Annotated in this window: 18 protein-coding genes; 8 read left to right on the forward strand and 10 right to left on the reverse strand. The window is 62.5% G+C overall.

Annotated features, from left to right (window positions below; translation table 11 throughout):
- Positions 1-204 precede the first annotated feature (204 nt).
- Entirely contained in the window at positions 205-2,238 is a 2,034-nt protein-coding gene (locus tag Q8O69_RS14500; RefSeq protein ID WP_305592999.1) for a S9 family peptidase, read from the reverse strand.
- Between the two features lie 152 nt (positions 2,239-2,390).
- On the opposite strand from Q8O69_RS14500, the gene Q8O69_RS14505 reads away from it, so the two are divergent.
- From Q8O69_RS14505 to Q8O69_RS14515, 3 genes are all read left to right on the forward strand, one after another.
- Positions 2,391-2,873: an MFS transporter gene (locus tag Q8O69_RS14505; RefSeq protein ID WP_305593000.1), complete on the forward strand. Its 483-nt coding sequence runs from the start codon at positions 2,391-2,393 to the stop codon at positions 2,871-2,873.
- Between the two features lie 421 nt (positions 2,874-3,294).
- A complete protein-coding gene (locus Q8O69_RS14510; RefSeq protein ID WP_305593001.1) occupies positions 3,295-4,071 on the forward strand; it encodes a class II glutamine amidotransferase in 777 nt (258 codons plus the stop codon).
- Between the two features lie 37 nt (positions 4,072-4,108).
- Positions 4,109-4,633, forward strand: coding sequence for a DUF2937 family protein (locus tag Q8O69_RS14515; RefSeq protein ID WP_305593002.1), 525 nt, complete (start codon positions 4,109-4,111; stop codon positions 4,631-4,633).
- Positions 4,634-5,156: 523 nt separating this feature from the next.
- On the opposite strand, the gene Q8O69_RS14520 is transcribed toward Q8O69_RS14515, so the two are convergent.
- From Q8O69_RS14520 to Q8O69_RS14535, 4 genes are all read right to left on the reverse strand, one after another.
- On the reverse strand, positions 5,157-6,335 hold the full coding sequence (locus Q8O69_RS14520) for a VWA domain-containing protein (RefSeq protein WP_305593003.1): 1,179 nt from the start codon (positions 6,333-6,335) through the stop codon (positions 5,157-5,159).
- Positions 6,336-6,370: 35 nt separating this feature from the next.
- Positions 6,371-6,766, reverse strand: coding sequence for a GFA family protein (locus tag Q8O69_RS14525; RefSeq protein WP_305593004.1), 396 nt, complete (start codon positions 6,764-6,766; stop codon positions 6,371-6,373).
- A gap of 29 nt (positions 6,767-6,795) precedes the next feature.
- Positions 6,796-7,641 (reverse strand): MoxR family ATPase, encoded by an 846-nt coding sequence (locus Q8O69_RS14530; RefSeq protein ID WP_305593005.1) that lies wholly within the window; start codon positions 7,639-7,641, stop codon positions 6,796-6,798.
- A gap of 139 nt (positions 7,642-7,780) precedes the next feature.
- Complete coding sequence (locus Q8O69_RS14535) at positions 7,781-8,845, reverse strand: DUF748 domain-containing protein (protein WP_305593006.1); 1,065 nt, start codon at positions 8,843-8,845, stop codon at positions 7,781-7,783.
- A 123-nt stretch (positions 8,846-8,968) separates the two neighbouring features.
- Between Q8O69_RS14535 and cysK the strand changes: the two genes are divergently transcribed.
- Positions 8,969-9,943 (forward strand): cysteine synthase A, encoded by a 975-nt coding sequence (cysK, locus tag Q8O69_RS14540; RefSeq protein ID WP_305593007.1) that lies wholly within the window; start codon positions 8,969-8,971, stop codon positions 9,941-9,943.
- Positions 9,944-10,089: 146 nt separating this feature from the next.
- Here the strand turns inward: cysK and metH are convergent, their stop codons facing one another.
- Entirely contained in the window at positions 10,090-13,806 is a 3,717-nt protein-coding gene (gene metH / locus Q8O69_RS14545; protein WP_305593008.1) for a methionine synthase, read from the reverse strand.
- A 168-nt stretch (positions 13,807-13,974) separates the two neighbouring features.
- Between metH and Q8O69_RS14550 the strand changes: the two genes are divergently transcribed.
- Complete coding sequence (locus Q8O69_RS14550) at positions 13,975-16,254, forward strand: fatty acid cis/trans isomerase (RefSeq protein WP_305593009.1); 2,280 nt, start codon at positions 13,975-13,977, stop codon at positions 16,252-16,254.
- Positions 16,255-16,373: 119 nt separating this feature from the next.
- On the opposite strand, the gene Q8O69_RS14555 is transcribed toward Q8O69_RS14550, so the two are convergent.
- Complete coding sequence (locus tag Q8O69_RS14555) at positions 16,374-17,939, reverse strand: PAS domain-containing methyl-accepting chemotaxis protein (RefSeq protein ID WP_305593010.1); 1,566 nt, start codon at positions 17,937-17,939, stop codon at positions 16,374-16,376.
- 261 nt (positions 17,940-18,200) lie between these two features.
- On the opposite strand from Q8O69_RS14555, the gene rlmM reads away from it, so the two are divergent.
- Positions 18,201-19,256 (forward strand): 23S rRNA (cytidine(2498)-2'-O)-methyltransferase RlmM, encoded by a 1,056-nt coding sequence (gene rlmM, locus Q8O69_RS14560; protein ID WP_305593011.1) that lies wholly within the window; start codon positions 18,201-18,203, stop codon positions 19,254-19,256.
- A gap of 2 nt (positions 19,257-19,258) precedes the next feature.
- Here the strand turns inward: rlmM and Q8O69_RS14565 are convergent, their stop codons facing one another.
- Positions 19,259-20,800 (reverse strand): S9 family peptidase, encoded by a 1,542-nt coding sequence (locus Q8O69_RS14565; RefSeq protein WP_305593012.1) that lies wholly within the window; start codon positions 20,798-20,800, stop codon positions 19,259-19,261.
- 186 nt (positions 20,801-20,986) lie between these two features.
- Here Q8O69_RS14565 and tusA point away from each other — a divergent pair, with 186 nt between their 5' ends.
- Together tusA and Q8O69_RS14575 are read left to right on the forward strand one after the other, a co-directional pair.
- Positions 20,987-21,238 (forward strand): sulfurtransferase TusA, encoded by a 252-nt coding sequence (tusA, locus tag Q8O69_RS14570; protein WP_170048792.1) that lies wholly within the window; start codon positions 20,987-20,989, stop codon positions 21,236-21,238.
- Positions 21,238-21,693: a gamma-glutamylcyclotransferase family protein gene (locus Q8O69_RS14575; protein ID WP_305593013.1), complete on the forward strand. Its 456-nt coding sequence runs from the start codon at positions 21,238-21,240 to the stop codon at positions 21,691-21,693. The genes tusA and Q8O69_RS14575 overlap by 1 nt, the downstream gene beginning before the upstream one ends.
- Here the strand turns inward: Q8O69_RS14575 and Q8O69_RS14580 are convergent.
- Positions 21,651-22,733, reverse strand: a complete 1,083-nt coding sequence (locus tag Q8O69_RS14580) for a DUF3080 family protein (RefSeq protein WP_305593014.1) — start codon at positions 22,731-22,733, stop codon at positions 21,651-21,653. The two genes, Q8O69_RS14575 and Q8O69_RS14580, sit on opposite strands and share 43 nt — an antisense overlap.
- A complete protein-coding gene (locus tag Q8O69_RS14585; RefSeq protein WP_305593015.1) occupies positions 22,733-24,112 on the reverse strand; it encodes an MATE family efflux transporter in 1,380 nt (459 codons plus the stop codon). The genes Q8O69_RS14580 and Q8O69_RS14585 overlap by 1 nt, the downstream gene beginning before the upstream one ends.
- Between the last annotated feature and the right edge of the window lie 138 nt (positions 24,113-24,250).

Raw genomic sequence — 24,250 nt, forward strand, 5'->3', positions numbered from 1 at the left:
CGTAGCCTGGATAAGCCTTGGCGCAATCCGGTTAGCGGTCTCCCGGATTGCGCTGGCGCTTATTCGGGCTACGGTCGTGGTCGGTAGATTCGTAGCCTGGATAAGCCTTGGCGCAATCCGGGTAGCGGTCTCCCGGATTGCGCTGGTGCTTATTCGGGCTACGGTCGGTGCTGGCCGGCGATGTGCATCAAACCGCTGTGCCGGTTACCCCAGCTTGAACACCTTGAGCAGGAAGGCGTACTCCAACGCCACGTCCCTGAGCGCCTGGTAGCGTCCGCTCATGCCGCCGTGGCCGGCGTCGAGGTCGGTCTTGAGCAGCAGCAGCTTGCTGTCGGTCTTGTGCGCGCGCAGCTTGGCCACCCACTTGGCCGCCTCCCAATATTGCACGCGGCTGTCGTTGTAGCCGGCCACGGCGAGGATCGCCGGGTAGGCCTGGGCCTTGACGTTCTCGTAGGGGGCGTAGCCTTTGATCCGCTCGAACACCTCGGGCTGGTGCGGGTCGCCCCATTCGTCGTATTCGGTGACGGTCAGCGGCAGGTCGGGGTTCTGCATGGTGTTGAGCACGTCGACGAAGGGCACTTCGGCGATGGCGGCGGCGAACAGCTCCGGGCGCTGGTTGAGCACCGCGCCGATCAGCAGGCCGCCGGCGCTGCCGCCGCTGATGGCGAGCTGGTCCGGGCGGGTGTAGCCGCTGGCGATCAGGTGCTCGGCGCAGGCGATAAAGTCATCGAAGCTGTTGTGCTTGTGCTCCAGCTTGCCGGCGCGGTACCAGGCTTCGCCCAGCTCGCCGCCGCCGCGCACATGGGCGATGGCGAAGACGAAGCCGCGCTCGAGCAAGCTCAGGCGCGCGTGGGAGAACCAGGGGTCGAGGCTTTCGCCGTAGGCGCCGTAGCCATAGAGGTAGAGCGGGGCGGCCTGACCAAGCACTTCACGCCTAGCCACCAGGCTGATGGGCACCTGGGTGCCGTCAGCTGCGGTGGCCCAGAGACGTTGGCTGACATAATCGTCGGCGTCGAACGGGCCCAGCACCGGGGTTTCCTTGAGCACCTGCTGGGCGCCGTCGGCGAGGGTCAGTTGGCGGATCTGCGCCGGACGGTTGAGCGCCTCGTAGCGCAGGCGGATCACCGGGCTGGCGAACTCCAGGCTGTCCTGCACGTACAGGCTGTAGGCCGCATCGGGCAGCTGCACCCGGTAGGCTTGCCGGCCCTGGGCATGCACCTCGATGATCGGCAGGCCGCCCTCGCGCAGGCTGAGGACCAGCGCGCTGTCGTTCAGGCTCACGCCTTCGAGCATCACCTGCGGGTCATGGCCGCGCAGTTCGCTCCAGCGCTCGCGGGTCGGGGCGTCGTCTCCTTTCACGCAGTACAGGGCGAAGTTGATCCCGCTCTGGTTGCTGCGGATCAGCCAGGCCCAGTCGCCATCGACCTTGCCGTGGTCGACGTAATACTCGTGGCCTTCCTCGCGCGGCGCCAGGCAGCTGAACGCGGCCTCCGGCGTATCGGCGTCCAGCACCCAGGCTTCGCTGGTGGTCTTGCTGTTGAGCAGCAGCACCAGTTGGCGCTCGGAACTGGCGCGGTAGCAGTTGAGGAAGAAGCGCCCGTCGGCCTCGTGGAACACCAGTTCGGCCGCATCGCTGCCGAGGCGATGGCGGTACAGCTTGTGCGGGCGATGGCAGTCGTCCAGCTCGCCGAAGAACAGGGTCTGGCTGTCGTTGGCCCAGGTCATGCTGCCGTCGCAGTCGGCGAACGGCAGCTCGCTGATCGCGCCGGTGCTCAGCTCCTTGACGAACAGCTGGTAAACCTCGTCGCCGCTGGTGTCCAGGCTGTAGGCCAGGCGCTGGTGATCCTGGCTGACGCTGAAGCTGCCGAGTGAGAGAAAACCGCCGTCCGCCAGGGCGTTGGGGTCGAGTAGCAGCTGCTCGGCGCCTTCATCGACATCGAGCGAAGCGTCGGCCGGGCGCGGGCAGCGGTAGTAACGTGGGTATTCGTCGCCGGCGGTGGTGCGCTGGTAGTACAGCCAGGGGCCCCAGGGTGAAGGCAGCGACAGGTCGGTCTCGCGGATACGCCCCTTGATCTCCAGGAACAGCGCCTCGCGCAGCTCGCGTTGCTCGGCCAGTTCGGACTCCAGGTAGGCGTTCTCCGCCTTGAGGTACTCGAGCACCTCCTCGGTGTCGCGCTTCTCCAGCCAGCTGTATGGGTCGGCAGCGTTCTCGGTGCGGGCGATGGGGGCGAGGGACATCTGGTAACTCCAATTCTGTACGGTCGGCAGTCGGACCACGGAAAAGTCGTTATCATAAGCCGCACTGCGTCAGCAGGCCGTTGAAAATTGCAGCCATCACTCGCTGCGCTTAGCAACGGCCCAGCCCCGTCATGTTCAGAGATCCGCGCTTTATGACCGAGAACGACTATTTACTTGCCTGGAGCGTCTATGCCGTCGCCGCCCTGGGTTGCCTGCTGGTGTGGTTCCGCATTACCCGCGGGATGTGGCGTTACCTGCGCGAGCCCCTGCGCGTGCTGGCCGCCGTGCTGTTATTCAGCCCGACCGCCGTCGACCCGGGCAATGAAGCGGTGCTCGCTCCGGCGATCGCCATCACCGCGCTGGATCTGCTGTTGGATGTAGGCTCCAGCGTCTGGCGCGCAGTGGCCGATCTGGCCATGTACGGTCTGTTCGCCTTCGCCCTGTATGTGCTGTTCGTGGCCTTACGTTGGCCCCTGGAACGCTGGTGGAAGGCCCGGCATGGCGCGCAAGCGGAAGCGGACGACGACAACGCGCCGACCCTGCGCGAGATCATGCAGCGCGAAAGTGACGACGCTGAATATGGCCATTATGGGCAGACAGGCGATCGCCGCATGCGCGTCGAACCGCGGCTTTGAAACCTGGAGCAATCCGCAATCCGTAGGGTGTCGCCGGAGGCAGTGCACCATTGATTCGGTGGCGTGGCACAAAAGCTGGCGGGCTGTCGCTGCGCTCCGAGGCCGCCCTACGGTATGGAGTAATCCCCGATCCGTAGGGTGTCACTCGCCGCAGGCAGTGCACCATGGTTGCCCGCCGCGGCACAATCCTGGCGGGTTGTTGCTGCGCTCCGAAGCCGCCCTACCCGCAGGCAGTGCACCATTGGCCGCTCGTCGCTACACAGAAGCTGGCGGGTTGTCGCCTCGACGTGGGAGCGATCAACGCCGCGCAGAACATGCGGTGCTGCCGCACATCGCCTGGGCGGCTAAGCCATCTGGTTCTGGAGTCGTTCTCGCGTCGCTGCTCGATATTTTCACAACCCCTGAGTCGAGAGTTTTAACCATGTGTGAATTGCTCGGCATGAGCGCCAATGTGCCCACCGACATCGTCTTCAGCTTCACCGGATTGATGCGTCGCGGCGGCGGCACCGGGCCGCATCGCGATGGTTGGGGGATCGGCTTCTATGAAGGACGCGGCCTGCGCCTGTTCCAGGAGCCGCGCGCCAGCAGCGAGTCGGAAGTGGCGCAACTGGTGCAGCGTTATCCGATCAAGAGCGAAGTGGTGATCGGCCATATCCGCCAGGCCAACGTCGGCAAGGTCTGCCTGGCCAATACTCATCCGTTCGTGCGCGAGCTGTGGGGGCGTAACTGGTGTTTCGCCCACAACGGCCAGTTGGCGGGGTTTGTCCCGGCGCCGAGCTTCTATCGGCCGGTGGGTGACACCGACAGCGAGGCGGCTTTTTGCGACCTGCTCAACGGTCTGCGCCAGGCCTTTCCGGAACCGGTGGCGGTCGAGCTGTTCCTGCCCAGCCTGGTCGCCGCCTGTGCGACCTATCGCCAACACGGCGTATTCAACTGCCTGCTCAGCGATGGCGACTGGTTATTCAGCTTCTGTTCGACCAAGCTGGCGCACATCACCCGCCGCGCGCCCTTCGGCCCGGCGCAATTGAAGGACGCCGATGTGCGGGTGGATTTCCAGGCCGAGACCACCGCCAACGATGTGGTGACAGTGCTGGCCACCGAGCCCTTGACCGATAACGAGCGCTGGAACCTGTATCGCCCGGGCGAATGGCGGTTGTGGCGGGGCGGCGAGTGCGTGGCCCATGGCTTGACCGAGTGAACGGCGGGTAACTTGCAATCTCTCAGGAGGAGGGGCGATGTTCAGAAGCTATCTACGCTTGGCGCTGTTTGCCTTGGGCCTGTTGGTCGGCGTGCAGGTGCCGGGGTTTATCGAGGATTACAGCAAGCGTGTCGAAGCGCACCGACTGGAATCCGAGCAGGGCTTGACGGGTTTTCGCGACACCGCCAGGCGCTTTTTCAACAGCGATCTGCAGGCGTTGGTGGCCCACTATCAGGCCAGTAACGACCCGGTGATGCGCAGCGACGCGCAGAGCGTGGGCTATCTGGTCGATCGCGCGAGTTTCCTCGAGCTGGAATGGCAGGCCATGCAACGGCCGTGGTACGGCCAGGTCTGGCACCTGGCGACGGCCGCGGACCGCGAATTGATGGACGAAACCTACAGCGCCTACCGCTACCAGGTGCTGCTGGCGCCGCAAGCCATCGCCTGGGGTCTGGTGTGTGCCTTGCTGCTGGCCTGGCTGGTGGAAAGCCTGTTGCTGCTGATCGGCATGCTGCTCGGCGGCGGCCGCAGCCAGAAGGCGCAGCCGAGGGATTGGCGTTAGGTGCTGAGCCAGCGCCGCAACTCGCAATCCGTAGGCCGTGCACCGTGGGTTTGGCGGTGCGCCAAAAAGCTGGCGGGTTGTCGCTGCGCTCCGAAGCCGCCCTACGATTCGTAGCCATCCCTCGACCTGAGGCAATCCGCAATCCGTAGGGTGTCACTCGCCGTAGGCAGTGCACCATTGGTTAATCGGTGCGACGCAAAGCTGGCGGGCTGTCGCTGCGCTCCGAGGCCGCCCTACGATCTGGAGCAATCCCCGATCCGTAGGGTGTCACTCGCCGTAGGCAGTGCACCATTGGTTAATCGGTGCGACGCAAAGCTGGCGGGCTGTCGCTGCGCTCCGAGGCCGCCCTACGGTCTGGAGCAATCCGCAATCCGTAGGGTGTCACTCGCCGCAGGCAGTGCACCGTGGTTAATCGGAGCGACGCAAAGCTGGCGGGCTGTCGCTGCGCTCCGAACGGATCGCCGCCCGGGCCGCCCTACGGGCCGAATAGACCGGCCTGTGCCTGCATCTTGAACCGCCCGCGCTACTTGGACAGGAACTTCATGCCATCTTCCAATCCCTGCAGCGTCAGCGGGTACATCTTGTCTTCCAGCAGTTCGCGCATGAGGTTGGTCGAGGCGGTGTAGCTCCAGGCGTCCTTGGGGTAGGGGTTGATCCAGATGAGCTTCTTGTACTTCTCCATGAATCGCTTGATCCACACGTAGCCCGGTTCCTCGTTCCAGTGCTCGACGCTGCCGCCGGCCTGGGTGATCTCGTAGGGCGCCATGGCTGCGTCGCCGACGAACACCACCTTGTAGTCGGCGCCGTACTTGTTCAGCAGGTCCTGGGTGGAGAAACGCTCGGAGCTGCGGCGCAGGTTGTTCTTCCACACCGATTCGTACACGCAGTTGTGAAAGTAGAAATACTCCATGTGCTTGAACTCGGTCTTGCAGGCGCTGAACAGCTCCTCGCAGACCTTGACGTGGGCATCCATCGAGCCGCCGATGTCGAACAGGATCAGCAGCTTGACCGTGTTGCGCCGCTCCGGGCGCATCTGGATATTCAGCAGGCCGCCGTCCTTGGCGGTGTGGTCGATGGTGCCGTCCAGATCCAGCTCGTCCTGGGCGCCCTGGCGGGCGAACTTGCGCAGGCGGCGCAGGGCGATCTTGATATTGCGCGTGCCCAGTTCGACCTGGTCGTCGAGGTTCTTGTACTCGCGCTGATCCCAGACCTTGACCGCCTTGCCCTGGCGCTGGCCGGCGTCGCCGACGCGGATGCCTTCCGGGTTGAAACCACCTGAACCGAATGGGCTGGTGCCGCCGGTGCCAATCCACTTGTTGCCGCCTGCGTGGCGTTCCTTCTGCTCTTCCAGGCGCTTCTTGAATTCCTCGATCAGCTTGTCCAGGCCGCCGAGGGACTCGATCTTGGCGCGCTCCTCGTCGCTCAGCGAACGCTCGAATTCCTTGCGCAGCCACTCATCGGGGATCAAGGCCTCGATGTGCTGGTTGAGGTTTTCCAGGCCCTTGAAGTAGGCGCCGAACGCGCGGTCGAATTTGTCGAAATGGCGTTCGTCCTTGACCAGGATCGCGCGAGCGAGATAGTAAAACTCGTCCATGTCGGCGAACACCACGTTGTGCTTCAACGCGTTGATCAGGTCGAGCAGCTCGCGTACCGATACCGGCACCTTGGCTGCGCGCATTTCATTGAACAGGTTGAGCAGCATGGCTGCGCCCTCGTGAATTCGTTTGAGTGCGGCGCTTAAGAGCGCCGCTCCAATGGCAGGCCATCGTTGATGGCGTACCAGTAGGCCTTCGATTCCGGAAAAATATGCTTCTGCGCGATTTCACCCACTGGCGTATCCAGCGTGCCCAGCGCGACTGAAAGCCAGTTCGGGTGGGGCTGTTCGCTGTACCACTGCAGGGTCGAGCCACAGTGCTTGCAAAAAGTCCGCGTCACGCCCGGCGAGGACTGGTAGATGCCCAATGATTCCTCGCCTTGGGTGAAGTGGAAGTCCTTGCGCGGCACGTTGCCGTAAGTGGCGAATGCCGCGCCATGGGCTTTACGGCACATCGAACAATGGCAATGAGTCGCCGACTCGATAGGTGCATCGATGCGGTATTTCACTGCAGCGCAAAGGCAACTGCCGCTGTGCATGGATTCGCCTCCCGGTCGGCAGCCGAGTCTTAGCGACTGGCGCGGCGGCTCATAAAGGCCAGGCGCTCAAGCAGCTGTACATCCTGCTCGTTCTTCACCAGGGCACCGGCCAGGGGCGGGATGGCCTTGGTGGGGTCGCGCTCGCGCAGCACGGCTTCGCCGATATTGTCGGCCATCAACAGCTTGAGCCAGTCGACCAGTTCGCTGGTGGACGGCTTCTTCTTCAGGCCCGGGACCTTGCGCACGTCGAAGAACACATCCAGCGCTTCGGCCACCAGGTCTTTCTTGATGTTGGGGTAGTGCACATCGACGATCTTCTGCAGGGTCGCGCGATCGGGGAAGGCGATGTAGTGGAAGAAGCAGCGACGCAGGAAGGCGTCCGGCAGTTCCTTCTCGTTGTTCGAGGTGATGATGATGATCGGGCGTTTTTTCGCCTTGATCGTCTCGTTGGTCTCGTAAACGTAGAACTCCATCTTGTCGAGTTCTTGCAGCAGGTCGTTGGGGAACTCGATGTCGGCTTTGTCGATCTCGTCGATCAGCAGGATCACCCGCTCTTCGGCCTCGAAGGCCTCCCACAGCTTGCCTTTCTTGATGTAGTTGCGCACGTCGTGGACTTTGTCCGAATCCAGCTGCGAATCGCGCAGGCGGCTGACCGCGTCGTACTCGTACAGACCCTGGTGGGCCTTGGTGGTGGATTTGATGTGCCAGGTGATCAGGCGCGCGCCAAAGGATTCGGCCAGTTGTTCGGCCAGCATGGTTTTACCGGTACCCGGCTCACCCTTGACCAGCAACGGGCGCTCCAGGGTGATGGCGGCATTGACCGCGAGCTTGAGGTCGTCGGTGGCGACGTAGGACTGGGTGCCTTCGAACTTCATCGGTAAATCCTCGAACGGTAACGCGCAGGGCCATACCCGCGGGTTCAGTATTTGAAAAACAGACTATAACGCGCAGCCCCGGTGACTGTGAACGTAGACGGGCCATTCAGTCACTGAATGGCGGGTCACTTGTCTGCTGTCACGGTTGCTGGCTGTCAAAACGGCTGTCGAAGGCGCGCACGAAGGCGTTGCGCAGAATCGCCTTGAAGGCCTGCCAGCGGCTGACGTCATAGGCGTTGAGGTCGCCGTCGATGTTCACCCGGGTGGCGAACTGGTCTTTACGCTGGTTTTTCAGCAGCCAGCTGCTGCCGCCGACCAGGGCTTCCCAGGCGCCGCTGAGCAGGTTTTTGTCCTTGGCCACGACATCCTGCTGCCAGTCGAAGATTTGCATATCGCGCAGCAGCGGTTTGGCATAACCCTTGAGCTTGCCCTGGCGGGCATCCAGCTCCATGACGAAGTCGCCCTGGCCGGCGGCAAAGTCGAAATCGGCATAGGCGCGGGTAAAGCTGTTGAGCTGCTTGAGCTGGATATCGGTGATGCGCAGGCGCAGATCGAAGTCATCCAGTTGGCTGAGCGGGTCGAAGTTGGCGCTGGCTTGTACAGGGGCCTGCTCGAATACCTTGGCGGTGGCTTGCAGGCTGGCCGGACGCGGATTGTCCGCGACGCTGACGTTGCTCAGGTTGAGGATGCTGCCATTGATCTTGCTGGCCTGCAGGTCGACCGGCGGCTTGGCGGTGAAGTTGCGGAAGGCCAGGGTGCCATCAATCACGCGGATTTCGTTTATATGGATCGGCAGCAGGCCCCTGAGTTGGGCGCGCCAGTCGACGCCTTCACCGGTCTGCGAGTTGGCGGCGTTGCTACCGTCGACAAAGGTCAGCTGCGGCCGCCCGAAGGCGACTTCGGCGACTACCGCGCGGGTTTCCCACAGCGCCCGCCAACTGATAGCCAAGTCGATGGCTGGCGCTTCGAGCAATGGCACCGGCACCTTGCCATTGAGTTTGACGATATTCAGGCCGTTGATCCGATAGGCCCCGCGCCACAGCGCCAGGTCGATATCGCTGATCTGCCCGCGGTAATCGCCCATATTGGCCAGCCGGTCATTCAGGTAATCGCGCAGCAGCCAGGGCAGGGCGATATGCAGGGCCAGCAGGGCAATGGCCAGGGTGAGGAGTGTCCAGAGGGGGATGTGGTAGCGCTTCTTCATATAGAAACAGACTTATCCAATAACAATAGGTTTCCTGCCTGGCTGTGCGCATGGCTGGACTGCTGCCCAAACGAGCCTTAGGCTTGGGAGCTTACTCGGCAACGCATGAAAAAGGACCTCGCCATGAGCCGCATCTTCGCAGACAACGCACAAGCCATCGGCAACACCCCGCTGGTTCGCATCAACCGCTTGGGCCCGGCTGGGGTGACCATCCTGGCCAAGATCGAAGGACGCAACCCAGCCTATTCGGTGAAGTGCCGCATTGGCGCCAGCATGGTCTGGGATGCCGAAGAGCGCGGCGTGCTCAAGCCGGGCATGACCATTGTCGAGCCAACCTCGGGCAATACCGGCATCGGTCTGGCCTTTGTTGCCGCCGCGCGCGGCTACAAGCTGTTGCTGACCATGCCGGCTTCAATGAGCCTGGAGCGGCGCAAGGTGCTCAAGGCCCTGGGCGCAGAACTGGTGCTGACCGAGCCGGCCAAGGGCATGAAGGGCGCCATCGAGAAGGCTGCGGAAATCGCCGCCTCTGACAGCGCTACTTACTTTATGCCGCAGCAGTTCAACAACCCGGCCAACCCAGCGATCCATGAAAAGACCACAGGCCCGGAAATCTGGAACGACACCGAAGGCGCGATTGATGTGCTGGTCGCCGGCGTCGGCACCGGCGGTACCATCACCGGTATTTCGCGCTATATCAAAAAGACCCAGGGCAAGCCGATCCTCTCGGTAGCGGTCGAGCCGATCAGCTCGCCCGTCATCACTCAGACCATTGCCGGTGATGAAGTCAAACCCAGTCCGCATAAGATCCAGGGTATCGGCGCCGGCTTTGTCCCAGGCAACCTGGACCTGGCCATGGTTGACCGGGTTGAACTGGTCACTGACGACGACGCCAAGGCCGTGGCCCTGCGCCTGATGCGCGAAGAAGGCATCCTCTGCGGCATCTCCTGCGGCGCGGCCATGGCGGCTGCCCTGCGCATTGCCGGCGAACCCGGCATGCAGGGCAAAACCATCGTGGTGATCCTGCCGGACTCCGGCGAGCGCTACCTGTCGAGCATGCTGTTCAGCGATATGTTTACCGAGCAGGAATTGCAGCAGTAACCGGCAACAAAATCGGCAGTGTGGGAGGGGCTTTAGCCGCGAAACGGCCGTCTAAAGCTCGCCGCCAAAGCGCCTCCCACGAAAAGAAATGCCGCTCACCTGATAGATGAGCGGCATTTTTATTGGGCGAGCTGTCGGGGTATTACTTAGTTGTCGTAGCCCAGATTCGGCGCCAACCAGCGTTCGCTGACGTTGAGATCCTGCTTTTTCCGTGCGGTGTAGCTTTCTACCTGGTCCTTGTCGATCTTGCCGACGGCGAAGTACTGCGCCTGGGGGTGGGCGAAGTACCAGCCGGATACCGCTGCTGCCGGGAACATGGCGTAGTGTTCGGTGAGGAACACGCCGCTGGCGCCGGCCTTGTTGAATTCGGCCGCCGGGTCGAGCAGGGTGAACAGGGTCTTCTTCTCGGTGTGATCGGGGCAGGCCGGGTAGCCGGGAGCAGGGCGGATGCCTTTGTAGGCTTCCTTGATCAGCTCATCGTTGGAAAGCTGCTCTTCTGGATCGTAACCCCAGTAGTTGGTCCGCACCTCTTTGTGCAGCCACTCGGCGCAGGCTTCGGCCAGACGGTCGGCCAGGGCTTTAACCATGATCGAGTTGTAGTCGTCGCCGGCGTCCTGATAGGCCTTGGCCACTTCCTCGGCGCCGATGCCGGCGGTGGTGATAAAGCCGCCGACGTAGTCGGTAATGCCGCTGTCTTTCGGCGCGACGAAGTCGGCCAGGGAGAAGTTCGGCTTGCCGTCCGGCTTGATGGTCTGCTGACGCAGGTGATGCAGGGTGGCCAGCTTGTCGCCGTTGCCTGAGTAGACATCCAGATCGTCGTCGTTCACCTGGTTGGCTGGCCAGAAGCCGAATACGGCGCGGGCACTGATCAGCTTTTCGTCGATTAGCTTGTTCAGCATTTCCTGGGCGTCGGCATACAGCGCAGTGGCGGCTTCACCGACCACCTCATCGGTCAGGATACGCGGGAACTTGCCGGCCAGGTCCCAGGAGATAAAGAACGGCGTCCAGTCGATATATTCGGCCAGCACCTTGAGGTCGATGTTCTCAAGCACCTTCACACCGGTAAAGCTCGGCACGGTGGGCTGATAGGTCGCCCAGTCGAACTTGGGTTTGTTTTCCACCGACTTGGCGTAGCTCAAACGCTCGGTGCGGGCGCTGCGGTTGGCGGTGCGCTCGCGTACTTCGATGTAGTCCAGGCGGGTGCGTTCGACAAAGTCGGCCTTGAGTTCCTTGGACAGCAACTGAGTGGCCACGCCGACCGCGCGCGAGGCGTCGGTGACGTAGATCACCGCATCGTTCTGGTACTTGGGCTCGATCTTCACCGCGGTGTGGGCTTTCGAGGTGGTGGCGCCGCCGATCATCAGCGGCAGGCTAAAGCCCTGGCGCTGCATTTCGCGGGCGACATGCACCATCTCATCGAGCGACGGGGTGATCAGACCGGACAGGCCGATGATGTCGCACTTCTCGGCTATCGCGGTTTGCAGGATTTTTTCGGCTGGCACCATCACGCCTAGGTCGACAATGTCGTAGCCGTTACAGCCCAAGACCACGCCGACGATATTTTTGCCGATATCGTGCACATCGCCTTTGACCGTGGCCATGAGGATCTTGCCCTTGGCTTCCGGCTTGTCGCCTTTTTCCAGCTCGATAAAGGGGATCAGATGGCCGACCGCCTGCTTCATCACTCGAGCGGATTTCACCACCTGGGGCAGGAACATCTTGCCCGCGCCGAACAGGTCGCCGACCACGTTCATGCCGGCCATCAGCGGGCCTTCGATCACTTCGATGGGCCGCGCGCACTGCTGGCGGCACTCCTCGGTGTCTTCGATGATATGGCTGGTGATGCCCTTGACCAGCGCGTGCTTGAGGCGGTCAACCACGCTCCAGGTGCGCCACTCTTCGGTCTCCGCTTCCTTGACGCTGCCGTCGCCCTTGTAGTTGTCGGCAATCGCCAGCAGGGCGTCGGTGCCCTCGGGCGTGCGGTTGAGGATCACGTCTTCAACTCGGTCGCGCAGTTCTTGGGGAATCTCGTCGTAGATTTCCAGCTGGCCGGCGTTGACGATGCCCATGGTCAGGCCGTTCTGGATCGCGTAGTACAAGAACACCGAGTGAATGGCCTCACGCACCGGGTTGTTACCACGGAAGGAGAACGACACGTTGGACACCCCACCCGAGCTTAGGGCGTGGGGCAGGTGGTCGCGGATATAGGCGCAGGCCTCGATAAAGTCGACCGCGTAGTTATTGTGCTCCTCGATACCGGTGGCCACGGCGAAGATGTTCGGGTCGAAGATGATGTCTTCCGGTGGGAAGCCCACTTCGTTAACCAGAATGTCGTAGCTACGCTGGCAGATTTTGCGTTTGCGCGCGGCGGTGTCGGCCTGGCCAGCTTCGTCGAAGGCCATCACCACCACGGCGGCGCCGTAGCGCTTGCACAGCTTGGCGTGGTGCTTGAACTGCTCGACGCCTTCCTTCATCGAGATCGAGTTGACGATGCCCTTGCCCTGGATGCACTTGAGGCCGGCTTCGATCACTTCCCACTTGGAGGAGTCGATCATGATCGGTACGCGGGAGATATCCGGCTCGCCGGCGATCAGGTTGAGGAATTTGACCATGGCCGCCTGGGAATCGAGCATGCCCTCGTCCATGTTGATGTCGATTACCTGGGCGCCGGCTTCCACCTGCTGCAGGGCGACTTCCAGGGCCTCGGTGTAGTTCTCCTCGCGGATCAGTCGGGCGAACTTGGCCGAGCCGGTGATATTGGTGCGCTCGCCGACGTTGATAAACAGCGAGTTGCGGTCGATGGTAAAGGGCTCCAGGCCCGACAGGCGGCAGGCCTTGGGGATTTCCGGAATGATGCGCGGCGGGTATTTGCTCACCGCTTCGGCAATCGCCTGGATATGCGCCGGCGTGGTGCCGCAGCAGCCGCCGATGATGTTCAAGAAGCCCGAGGCGGCGAACTCTTCAACCACCACGGCCATTTCCGCCGGGGTTTCGTCGTATTCACCGAAGGCGTTCGGCAGGCCAGCGTTGGGGTGCGCCGAGACGTGGGTATCGGCTTTGTTGGCCAGTTCTTCTAGGTACGGGCGCAGGTCACTGGCACCGAGGGCGCAGTTCAGCCCCACGGAAATCGGTTTGGCATGGCGCACCGAGTTCCAGAAGGCTTCGGTGGTCTGCCCGGACAGGGTGCGGCCGGAGGCGTCGGTGATGGTGCCGGAAATCATGATCGGCAGCTCGACGCCGTCGTCTTCGAACACCTGCTGCACGGCGAAGATCGCCGCCTTGGCATTGAGGGTGTCGAAGATGGTTTCGATCAGGATCAGGTCCGCGCCGCCTTCGATCAGGCCGCGGGTGGCTTCCACATAGTTTTCCACCAGCTCGTCGAAGGTGACGTTGCGGTAGCCGGGGTCGTTCACATCCGGGGAAATCGAGCAGGTGCGACTGGTAGGGCCGAGCACGCCTGCCACGAAACGCGGGCGATCCGGGGTTTCCAGGGTCTTGGCATCGGCCACGCTACGGGCCAGACGCGCGCCTTCGACGTTCAGCTCATAGGCCAGGGCCTGCATGCCGTAGTCGGCCTGGGACACCTGGGTGGCGTTGAAGGTATTGGTTTCGAGGATGTCCGCGCCGGCATCCAGGTAGGCCTTCTCGATGGCGCCGATCACGTCAGGGCGGCTCAAGATCAGCAGGTCGTTGTTGCCCTTCACATCGCTTGGCCAGTCGGCGAAGCGCGTGCCGCGATAGTCCTCTTCCTCCAGCTTGTAGCTCTGGATCATGGTGCCCATGCCGCCGTCGAGGATCAGGATGCGTTCCTTCAGGGCTTGCTGAAGTGCATTAAGGCGGGCGCTGCGATCGGACAGAGACATGGAGAGAACTACCTGGGACGCGTGAAAAAAGGATGCGCGATGATAACAAAGCTGCACGCTTTTGCAGTGGCCTGCACTTTTACATGAATCTTGCTCATGTTCGTGGATTGGCCTTGGTCAGCCGGCGCCAGCTAGAATCGGCACTTAAGCCATTTTAGAGATGTTTCCATGGTCTGCCGCTTACTGCTTGGCGTGTGTTTGTTGTTCATCGGCTCATTACAGGCGGCCGAGCCCATTTCCTACAGCCGCGATATCCAACCGATTTTTACCAAGAACTGCGTGGCCTGCCATGCCTGCTACGACGCTGCCTGCCAGCTCAACTTGGGCAGTGGCGAAGGCGTACAGCGCGGCGCCAGCAAGGCCACGGTGTACAACGGCACACGCACCCAGGCGCAGGCCACCACGCGCCTGTTTGTCGATGCCCATGGTGAGGCCGCGTGGCGGCGCAAGGACTTTGTTTCCGTGCTGGAGCAGCAGGGCAGCCAGGCCGCGCTGATGGCGCGCATGCTCGAGCTGGGTCATCAGCAACCATTGGCCGCCAATAGCAAACTGCCGGCGCAGCTGGATATCAGCATCAATCGGCTCAACCAATGCCCGCTGCCGCAGGAGTTCGACGAATTTGCCCGCAAGAATCCGCAAGCCGGCATGCCGTTCGCAGTGACCGGTTTGAGCGAGGCCGACTACCAGACGCTGCAGGCTTGGCTGGCCCAGGGCGCACCGGTTGATCAGCAATCGCTGCAGGCCAGCACCGCCGAGGCGCAGCAGATCGACACCTGGGAAGCCTTTATGAACGCCCCCGGCGCCCGCGAGTCGCTGGTTTCGCGCTGGTTGTATGAGCATCTGTTCCTTGCCCATCTGTATTTTGCCGGCGGCGAGCCGGGGCATTTCTTTCAGATGGTCCGTTCGCGTACGCCCAGCGGTAAGCCGGTGGATATCATCGCCACGCGCCTGCCCAATGAAGACCCGGGTAACGAGTTCTATTACCGCCTGACACCGGTGCAGGGCGTGATTGTGCACAAGACCCATATCACCTATGGGCTGAGTGCGGCCAAGCTGGCGCGCGTTAAAGAGCTGTTCTTCTCCAGCGATTGGCAGGCCGATGCGGTGCCGGGTTATAGCCTGCTGCGCCGGGCCAATCCGTTCGAGACCTTTGCCGCGATTCCGGCGCAGGCGCGTTACCAATTTATGCTGGATAACGCTGAATACTTCGTGCGCACCTTTATTCGCGGGCCGGTGTGCCGTGGGCAGATTGCCACGGATGTGATTCGCGATAACTTCTGGGCGGTGTTCCAGGACCCGCAGCACGACCTGTATATCACCGACCCCGAGTACCGCGAGCAGGCCAAGGAGCTGCTGGCCATGCCCGGGCAGTTGGACAGCATCGGCGATCTGCTCGGCCTGTGGCGCAGCTACCGCGACAAGCGCAATGAGTACGAGGCGCTGCGCATGCAGCGCTATGCCGATGCGCCTGCGCCAAGCTGGTCGCATATCTGGGCCGGTAATGACAACGCGCTGCTGTCGATCTTCCGCCAGCACGACAGCGCCTCGGTGCGCAAAGGCCTGATCGGTGAGGTGCCGCAAACCCTCTGGTGGCTGGACTTCCCGCTGCTGGAACGCACCTATTACCAGCTGGTGGTGAATTTCGATGTGTTCGGCAACGTCTCGCACCAGGCGCAAACGCGGCTGTACTTCGATTTGATCCGTAACGGCGCCGAGGTCAACTTCCTCCGTTTGCTGCCGGCCGAGTCGCGCCAGGGCTACCTCAGCGACTGGTACCAGAGCAGCGGCAAACTGAAAATCTGGCTGGACTATCAGGCCATTGATACGGAAAGCCCGAGCGCGTTGCGCCTGTCCGGCAATGACCCCAAACGCAGCTTTGTCGAGACTCTGCTGGAACGCTACGGCAGCCTGAATGCGCGTCCCGACCCGATCAACCGCTGCACGGGCGCGCATTGCCATCGCCCAGGGCTGGACGCCGAGTTGCAGCGCGCCGAGCAGTCGCTGAGCCGCCTCACGGCAAAACCGGCCGGCACGCTCAAGGTGATCGAGCAACTGCCGGAAGCAACCTTGCTACGGCTGGAAATGGCCGATGGTCAGCGTGAGGTGTACAGCCTGCTGCGCAACCGCGCGCACAGCAACGTGGCCTTTATGCTCGGCGAAGAGCTGCGCTACCAACCGGCGCTGGATACCCTGACGGTGTATCCGGGCGTGCTTAGCAGCTACCCGAATTTTATCTTCAATGTGCAGGTGGAACAGGCCGCTGAGTTTGTCACGGCACTGGAGCAGGCGCGCGATGCAGCGGCCTTCGAGAACGTCGTCGAGCGCTGGGGCATTCGCCGCACGCATCCAGAGTTCTGGCGCTACTTCCACGATATGTCAGCGTATATCCAGCAAACCGAACCGCTGGAAGCTGGCGTGTTGGATATGAATCGCTACGAGAATTTGTAACAGCGGGGAGGGCTGCGCACTGCAGGGCGTAGGTTGGGTTAAGGCGCGCAGCGCCGAAGCCCAACATAGCTTGGCGTTCCTGCGTTGGGCTTCGCTGCGCTCAGCACCAACCTACGGTTTTAGCGGTTGAAACGCTCTACAAGAGCGTACTGCCCTTGGGCTGTAGCCGTCAGGGCTTCGCTGAGCAGGGCGGTGTCATGCGCTTCGCCGGCTGTCTTGTCGGCCAGTTGGGCGATGGTGGTGATGCTGCGGTTGACCTCATCGGCCACGGCGCTCTGTTCCTCGGCGGCGGCAGCAATCTGGTTGGCCATATCGGTGATATTGGCCACCGCGTCACTGATGCCGGCCAGCGCTTCATCGGCCTGCTGCACGCGCTCAACCCCTTCGTCGGCCTGTTTGCGGCCGATTTCCATGGTCAGCACCGCTTCTTCGGCAGTGCGCTGTAGCTTGGCGATCAGTTGGTGAATCTGCCCGGTGGATTCGGCGGTGCGCTGCGCCAGTGAGCGCACTTCATCGGCGACCACGGCAAAGCCACGGCCCATTTCACCGGCGCGCGCGGCCTCGATGGCAGCGTTGAGGGCGAGCAGGTTGGTCTGGTCGGCGATGCCTTTGATCACATCGACCACGCCGCCAATTTCGTTGCTGTCCTGGGCCAGGCGAGTCACCGTTTCACCGGTATCACCAACCGATTGCGACAGGCGCTGAATGGCCTGGCGGGTTTCAGCTGCGATGCCACGGCCGGCGCTGGTCAGGCGGTTGGCGTCCTGGGTGGCGATGGCAGTGCGGGCGACGTTGCTCGCCACTTCCAGGGTGGTGGCGGCCATTTCATTGATTGCGGTGGCCACCTGATCGGTTTCGCTGCGCTGGCGTTCAAGCCCGGCGGAGCTGCTGTGTGCCAGGGTATCGGCCTGTTTGGCCTGCTGGCTGAGCTGCTCGGCGGTGTCCTGCAGACGCGTCAGGCAGGTTTTCAGACGGGCTTCCTGGCTGAGGATGGACATCTCCAGGCGGCCCTGGGCGCCGCGGCTGTCGGTGTACATCTGCGCAATCAGCGGGTCGGAAGTGCTCTGGTCAGCCAGGCGTAGCAGGCGCTTGAGGCCGCGTTGTTGCCAGTTCAGTCCGGCCAGGCCCAACGGCACCGACAAACCGGCGGCGATGGCAAAGCCCCAGCTGGAATCAAGCCATGCGCCGATCAGGAAACCCACCTGGCTGACCAGGATAAACGGCAGCCAGTCCTGCATGATCGGCAGCCAGCGATCACTGCTTGGGATCGCCGATTTACCGCTGTTGATGCGTTGGTACAGCGCCTCAGCGCGGCGTATCTGCTCTGCAGTCGGTTTGACCCGTACCGATTCATAACCGACTACCTGATTGTTTTCCGTCACCGGCGTGACGTAGGCGTTGACCCAATAGTGGTCGCCGCTCTTGCAGCGGTTTTTGACGATACCCATCCACGGCCGGCCTTTCTTCAGCGTGTCCCACATATGCTGGAACACCGCTGCGGGCACGTCCGGGTGGCGCACCAGATTATGCGGCGCACGAATCAGCTCATCGCGGCTAAAACCACTGATCTCGACAAAGGCGTCATTGCAGTAGGTGATCTGGCCTTTGAGGTCAGTGGTGGAGATCAGTCGCTGCTGCGCGGGGAAGGTGCGCTCGCGCTGAGTAATAGGTTGGTTATTGCGCATGGCGTTCTTTATTCCTTTAAACGTTACCGGTACTTCGGCCGTTGCTGGCGGAAGTTTAGCCCGTGAATCCAGGCGTAACCGATAAGGGGCAGGTTATGGCCGTGTACCACGCTGTTTTGCTGGGGCGGCCGCTGAGTGGTTGGCAGGCTTTAGAGCCTTGCGCAGTGGCGCCAGTCTAACCTGCAGACCAGGAAAAGGCCGATGCAAAACAAGCACAAGCGGGTGACTCGGCTATGATGCGCGCCTTGAGGAGAGTCGCTGATGAATACGTTGCTGTTGCACTGCCGTCCGGGTTTTGAAAATGAGGTGTGTGCGGAAATCGCCGAACATGCCGCGCGTCTGGATGTTGCCGGTTATGCCAAGGCCAAGCCGAGTACCGCCTGCGCGGAATTTATCTGCACCGAGGACGAGGGTGCCGAGCGCCTGATGCGCGGGGTGCGCTTCAATCAGCTGATCTTCCCGCGGCAGTGGGCGCGCGGGGTGTTTATCAACCTGCCGGAGCTGGACCGCATCAGTGTGCTGCTCGGCCATCTGGCGGATTTTCCGGTATTCGGCAGCCTGTGGCTGGAAGTGCTGGACACCAACGATGGCAAGGAACTGTCGAATTTCTGCAAGAAGTTCGAGGCGCCGCTGCGTAACGCCCTGACCAAGGCCGGCAAGCTGGTCGAGGATGCACACAAACCCCGCCTGCTGTTGACCTTTAAAAGCGGCCGCGAAGTGTTTGTCGGCATGGCCGAAACGAATAACTCGGCGATCTGGCCCATGGGCATTCCCCGTTTGAAGTTCCCCCGCGAGGCGCCGAGTCGCTCGACCCTCAAGCTGGAGGAGGCCTGGCACACCTTTATCCCCCGCGAGCAGTGGGATGAGCGTTTGTCCGATGAGATGACCGGGGTCGACCTCGGCGCCGCTCCAGGCGGTTGGACCTATCAACTGGTCAAACGCGGCATGCTGGTGACCGCCATTGACAACGGGCCAATGGCTGAGAGCCTGATGGACACCGGCCTGGTGACTCACTTGATGGTTGATGGCTTCACCTGGAAGCCCAAGCAGCCGGTGGACTGGATGGTCTGCGATATCGTCGAAAAACCCGCCCGCAGCGCCGCCTTGTTGGAAACCTGGATCGGCGAAGGCCATTGCCGTGAGGCGGTGGTCAACCTCAAGTTGCCGATGAAGCAGCGCTACGCCGAGGTGCGGCGCCTGTTGCAGCGCCTGGAAGACGGCTTTGCCGAGCGCAAGATCAAGGTATCGATCGCCTGCAAGCAGCTTTATCACGACCGCGAAGAAGTGACCTGCCATCTGCGCCGCTTAAGCAAGTGATCTCAATGTCGGGCCAGTTGCGGTTGTAACGGCAGCAACTGCGGCACTTCGATCGTCCCTTGCAGGGTGCTGCTGCCCAGTTGCCAGGAACCGTTGAACAGGTACTGGCCGCTAAAGCCGCTGATACGCAAGCCCAGCACGTCACCAGGCTGCAGTTGCGCGCTGACGGCAGCCAGTTCGGTGCTGGCTTGGCCCTTGAGTGGGGTGACCTGCTCGCTCAGCACTTCACTGCGACCATTGGCGCGCTTGACCACCAGGGCGGCAAATAGCGTCGGCAGTCCCTCGGCGTTTTCCAGATGCACACGGGGCACGCCGACCAGGGCGCTGCTCGCCTGTGCCTGTTGCAGTGGGATAAACCGCGACGGCTGCAGCAGCCCGCTGCTAAGCGGGCGAATCGCCGTTGCCGGCAGCTCGATACGCTGATTGGCCGGCAGTTGTTGCAAGGCCACGCCATGATCCAGATCGAGACTGACGCAGAAATCAGGAATGCTCGCGGCCACGCCCTTACGGCCGCGCAGCTTGTCTTCATACCAACTGATGATGCTCTGGTAGAGGTTGATCGCTCGACCGTCGCAATGCAGCACCGTCTCATTATTGAACGGCGGCAGGCCGCTCCAGCGTTGCATGGGCGGCGGCAGGATATGTCCGCCCTGCATGCCGAGCAGGCGCACATCGCGCTCGCCTTGTTGCAGGCAATCACGAATCGCCAGGCCCTGGTTGAGCGGGAACAGGGTGTCGCGCAGGCCCTGAATCAGCAGGGCATCGGCTTGCGGGCGCTGACCACGTGCGCAGTAGCTGGTCAGGCTGTGAGCCTTGAGTTCGACGCGCACCGAGTCGCGCATGCGGCCGTCGGCGCTTTTCAGGTAGGGCGCCTGAACGAATTTGCCCAAGTCATAACCGGTGGAAAGGCCGAGGCTGAGCAGCACGCCAGTCCAGCCGACTTTCATATGGCTGTCCGGGGCCAGGGCTTCGCTCAGGTCATACCAGGTGGCAATCGGCACAATGGCGTCGATACGTGGGTCGGTCGCGGAGGCCAACAGCTGCACGGCGCCGCCGTAGCTTTCGCCGAGCATGCCGACTTTCGGGTCGTTCGGCCCGTCCATGCTTAATCGCGGCAGGTTGGCGGCGGCCCAGTCGATCACTGCCAGGGCGTCCTGCACCTCGTACTCCGGGTTCATCATCTCGATATCGCCTTCGCTGCCGCCCCAGCCGCGTTGGTCGTAGCTGATCACCCAGTAACCGGCCTGCCAGGCTTTCACTGCGGCGCGCCCGGACATCATCTGCGTGCCATAGAAGCCATTCGGTCGGGTCACCCGCCAGCCGCCCCAGCCGTGGGTGTGCACGATCACTGGCGCCTGTTCGCCCACCTTGAGTGCAGGCTGGAATACGGTGGCCGATAGCCGGGTGCCGTCGCGGCCATAAATCACTGCATCGAAGTACCTGGCAGGCAGATCCTGCCCGGCGCTGGCGCTAAAATCCGGCAGTTGGTCACGGGCGGCGCAGCCGCTGAGCAGCAGGGCGGCGAGTAGCAGGGCAAGGCGCATATATGGCTCTTATTGGAATGGTGGGCGCTGCGCAGCCTGCCTGATTGAGCCGCCGCCGGCTGCCCATCCAAGGTTGTGTTGACCTGTTATCGGCTCGAATACGGATGCAGTCGTTTTCAGCAGTCTGCTAGATGACCTTTGGGTCAGCTTTGCGCGAGAATAGCGGCCTGCTACTGGAGCCTGCCGATGTCTTTGCAAACCACTGCCATTCCCGATGCCACCCTCGACGCCACCGGGCTCAACTGCCCCGAGCCGGTGATGATGCTGCACAACAAGGTGCGCGACCTGCAGGCCGGCGGCCTGCTCAAGGTGATTGCCACCGATCCCTCGACCCGCCGCGATATTCCAAAGTTCTGCGTATTTCTTGGCCATGAGCTGGTGGAGCAGGCGGAAGACGGCGCGACTTATCTGTACTTAATCCGCAAGAAGCTCGACTAATGAACTGGTACTTCGCCTACGGCTCGAATATGAATCCGGCACGCATGCAAGCTCGCGGCATGACGGTGCTGGAGGCGCTACCAGGGCATCTGCCGGGTTACAGCCTGTGCTTTAACAAGCGTGCAGCGGACCGGGCGCCGGGTCGGGCCTACGCCAATATTCGCCATCAGCGCGACAGTGTGGTGGAGGGCGTGCTGTATCGCTTGGCCGACGCTGGTGAGATCGCCAAACTGGATCACTTCGAAGGCACACCGATCTATTACAGCCGCGAGTGCCTGCCGGTTGTCGCGGCCCATGGCGTGCAGCCGGCCTGGGTGTATATCGCCAACCCAGCGTTTCGCGAAGAAGGCTTGCTGCCTAGCGCCGACTACCTGGCCCACCTGCTGGCTGGGCGTGAGTTGTTGTCCAAAGCCTACTGGTCGACGCTGGCGGCCTGGTCGGTCCATCCTGACTGACCGGGCGCCAGGCCGCAGCTGTTTAGCAGCTCCTGCCAACTGCGCACATGGCGCGCGGTGGCCTGCTGGAAATCTGCCCATAACGAAGCCTCTGGGCCGCTCAGGCTGTGCAGATACTGCCGAGTGGCTGGCGGTATCTGTGCCACGCTGCTGAGGCTGCGCAGGCTGCTGCTCCAGAGCTGGCCGCGCTGATCCACCTGTGCCAGATAGGGCTGCAGGCTGCCGGCGTAATATTTGATAAAGATGTTCTGTGTGATGCGTGCGCCTTGCGTGGCCGTGCCCGTGGGGCAGAGCGGCCGACCCTGTTGGCGGCTTTGCAGCATGGCGCTGCCCTGGTTGAGGCTGTGAGTCAGGCTGGCCAGGCTGCTGATCAACTGGCCGCCCTGGTCGCTGGCGTGCAGGGCGAAGAACAGCGGGTCAAGCTGCTCGGCACTTGGCGGCAAGGCTGCGGGTAGCGCGCTGCCGATGCTGGCCAACTGCGCCAGGGCATCCAGTGCAGCACTGTCTTCGTCGGCATCCGGCGGCAGGGTCTGTTCAGCAAAACGCAGGTAGCGTTCGACTTCCGGGCTGGCATTCAGGGCATTCCAGAATACGCCGGGCAGTTGCGCGCGCTTTTCCTGCGCCAGTTGTTCAAGGGTGTTGCGCAGGGGTTGCTGCTCCTGGCTGCGCAGGTGTGCGCTGCAGGCATCCAGGGCGCGCAGCAGGTCGCCTTCGTAAGCCAGGCGGCTGCTGGGCGTGAGTTGTTTACCGAGGCTGTTGTTGCGTTGGCTGATTTGCTGTTGCAGGGCGGGGCAGCGACGCACATCGACCAGCAGATCGAGCAGGCTGATGCGCAACTCGACAATTTCTATCAGGCGTTCGCGCCGGGCTGGCAGGCGGTAGCGGGTCAGCTCGCTGGCGTCGAAAGCTGTTGCCGGTTCGACATCCAGGGCGTTGCTCAGGCGCTGCAGATAATCGGCCTGCAGCGCCAGGCCATCATCGGCGGGCGTGCAGGCGCACAGGCAAAGTGCAGTGAGCAGAAGCAGCAGGCGGGCGTTCATCAGGCCATCTTAGCGGCTCGAATGCGTTTGCGCGCGCTGCTGGCCAGGCGCACGGCGAGCATGCCGCCGGCGCAGGTCAGGCCAACCACCAGGCCCTGCCAGAGCCCGCTGGGGCCGCTGGGTTCGCCGAACCAGTCGGTCAGACCGAGCGCGTATCCCACCGGCAGGCCGATGCCCCAATAGGCGAACAGGGTCAGGATCATGGTTACGCGGGTGTCTTGATAGCCACGCAGTGCGCCGGCTGCGGTGACCTGAATGGCGTCGGAGAACTGGAACAGCGCCGAATAGACCAGCAGCGTGGTGGCCACCGCGATTACCGCGCGGTCCGGGGTATAGATCTGCGCAATCTCTTCGCGCAACAGCAGCATCAAACTGGCCGACAGGCAGGCGTAGCCGAGCGCCGCCGCCATGCTCACCCCAGCAGCAAAGCGCGCTTCACGCGGCTCGCCACGGCCGAGGGCCTGGCCAACGCGCACGGTGGCGGCCATGCCGAGCGAATACGGGATCATAAACACCATGGAGCTGAAGTTCAGGGCGATCTGATGGCCCGCCACCACGGTTGCGCCCAGGCCGCCGATCAGCAGGGCGATCACGGCGAAAATGCTCGATTCGGCAAACACCGCGATGCCAATCGGCAGACCGACCGAGAGCAGGCGCTTGAGCACTGGCCACTGCGGCCATTCGAAATGGCTGAAGATTTTGCTCGGCTGATAGAACGGCGCCCACTTCACCCACCAGAGCATGCTCAGAAACATAAAGCCCATTACCAGGCCAGTGGCCCAGCCGCAGCCGACGCCGCCCATGGCCGGCAACCCGAGCTTGCCGTAGATAAAGATGTAATTGAGCGGAATATTCAGCGCCAGGCCGCACAGGCCGATGACCATGCTTGGCCGCGTATGCCCCAGGCCGTCACTGAAGCAGCGCAGCACGTGGTACAGCGCTACGGCGGGGAAACCGCAGGCCACGGCGCGCAGGTAGCCCATGGCAGGTTCGATCAGCGCCGGGTCGACGTTCATCAGGCTGAGGACGATTTCCGCGTTCCACAAAATCACCGCTGCCGCGATGCCCACCGTCAGCGCCAGCCACAGTGCCTGGCGCACCAGCGGGCCGATTTCGGTATGCGCACCTGCGCCAAAGCGCTGGGCGACCTTGGGCGTGGTGGCCAGCAGAATGCCGGTCATCAGTAGAAATACCGGCACCCAGATCGAGTTGCCCAGCGCCACCGCAGCCAGATCCTGCGGGCTGACCCGGCCGGCCATCACGGTATCGACGAAGCCCATGGCGGTGTTGGCCAACTGGGCAATGATGATCGGCGTTGCGAGCTTCAGCAGGCTGTAGAACTCGGTGCTGACGCGTTGCAAACGGGTTTGGACAAGCATTGAGGTGTATCCAGCTGTATATCAGGAAACCGTGCAGTCTACGCCTTGACGGCTTGGTCAGGAAACCTTGTTGCGCAATGTTTCAGTGCAGCAGGCACATTACGCGACTCAGCGTAGCCAAGCGATGCCGGCAGGTTA

This window comes from Pseudomonas sp., from assembly GCF_030690725.1.
Lineage (GTDB): Bacteria > Pseudomonadota > Gammaproteobacteria > Pseudomonadales > Pseudomonadaceae > Aquipseudomonas.

Bases quoted from the DNA above. Each gene is read 5' to 3' on its own strand.
- Q8O69_RS14555 (WP_305593010.1), bottom strand. From the start codon at position 17,939: ATGCGCAATAACCAACCTATTACTCAGCGCGAGCGCACCTTCCCCGCG.
- Q8O69_RS14505 (WP_305593000.1), top strand. From the start codon at position 2,391: ATGACCGAGAACGACTATTTACTTGCCTGGAGCGTCTATGCCGTCGCC.
- Q8O69_RS14525 (WP_305593004.1), bottom strand. From the start codon at position 6,766: ATGCACAGCGGCAGTTGCCTTTGCGCTGCAGTGAAATACCGCATCGAT.
- Q8O69_RS14515 (WP_305593002.1), top strand. From the start codon at position 4,109: ATGTTCAGAAGCTATCTACGCTTGGCGCTGTTTGCCTTGGGCCTGTTG.
- Q8O69_RS14550 (WP_305593009.1), top strand. From the start codon at position 13,975: ATGGTCTGCCGCTTACTGCTTGGCGTGTGTTTGTTGTTCATCGGCTCA.
- Q8O69_RS14510 (WP_305593001.1), top strand. From the start codon at position 3,295: ATGTGTGAATTGCTCGGCATGAGCGCCAATGTGCCCACCGACATCGTC.
- Q8O69_RS14500 (WP_305592999.1), bottom strand. From the start codon at position 2,238: ATGTCCCTCGCCCCCATCGCCCGCACCGAGAACGCTGCCGACCCATAC.
- Q8O69_RS14565 (WP_305593012.1), bottom strand. From the start codon at position 20,800: ATGCGCCTTGCCCTGCTACTCGCCGCCCTGCTGCTCAGCGGCTGCGCC.
- metH (WP_305593008.1), bottom strand. From the start codon at position 13,806: ATGTCTCTGTCCGATCGCAGCGCCCGCCTTAATGCACTTCAGCAAGCC.
- tusA (WP_170048792.1), top strand. From the start codon at position 20,987: ATGTCTTTGCAAACCACTGCCATTCCCGATGCCACCCTCGACGCCACC.
- Q8O69_RS14585 (WP_305593015.1), bottom strand. From the start codon at position 24,112: ATGCTTGTCCAAACCCGTTTGCAACGCGTCAGCACCGAGTTCTACAGC.
- Q8O69_RS14575 (WP_305593013.1), top strand. From the start codon at position 21,238: ATGAACTGGTACTTCGCCTACGGCTCGAATATGAATCCGGCACGCATG.
- cysK (WP_305593007.1), top strand. From the start codon at position 8,969: ATGAGCCGCATCTTCGCAGACAACGCACAAGCCATCGGCAACACCCCG.
- rlmM (WP_305593011.1), top strand. From the start codon at position 18,201: ATGAATACGTTGCTGTTGCACTGCCGTCCGGGTTTTGAAAATGAGGTG.
- Q8O69_RS14535 (WP_305593006.1), bottom strand. From the start codon at position 8,845: ATGAAGAAGCGCTACCACATCCCCCTCTGGACACTCCTCACCCTGGCC.
- Q8O69_RS14580 (WP_305593014.1), bottom strand. From the start codon at position 22,733: ATGAACGCCCGCCTGCTGCTTCTGCTCACTGCACTTTGCCTGTGCGCC.
- Q8O69_RS14520 (WP_305593003.1), bottom strand. From the start codon at position 6,335: ATGCTGCTCAACCTGTTCAATGAAATGCGCGCAGCCAAGGTGCCGGTA.
- Q8O69_RS14530 (WP_305593005.1), bottom strand. From the start codon at position 7,641: ATGAAGTTCGAAGGCACCCAGTCCTACGTCGCCACCGACGACCTCAAG.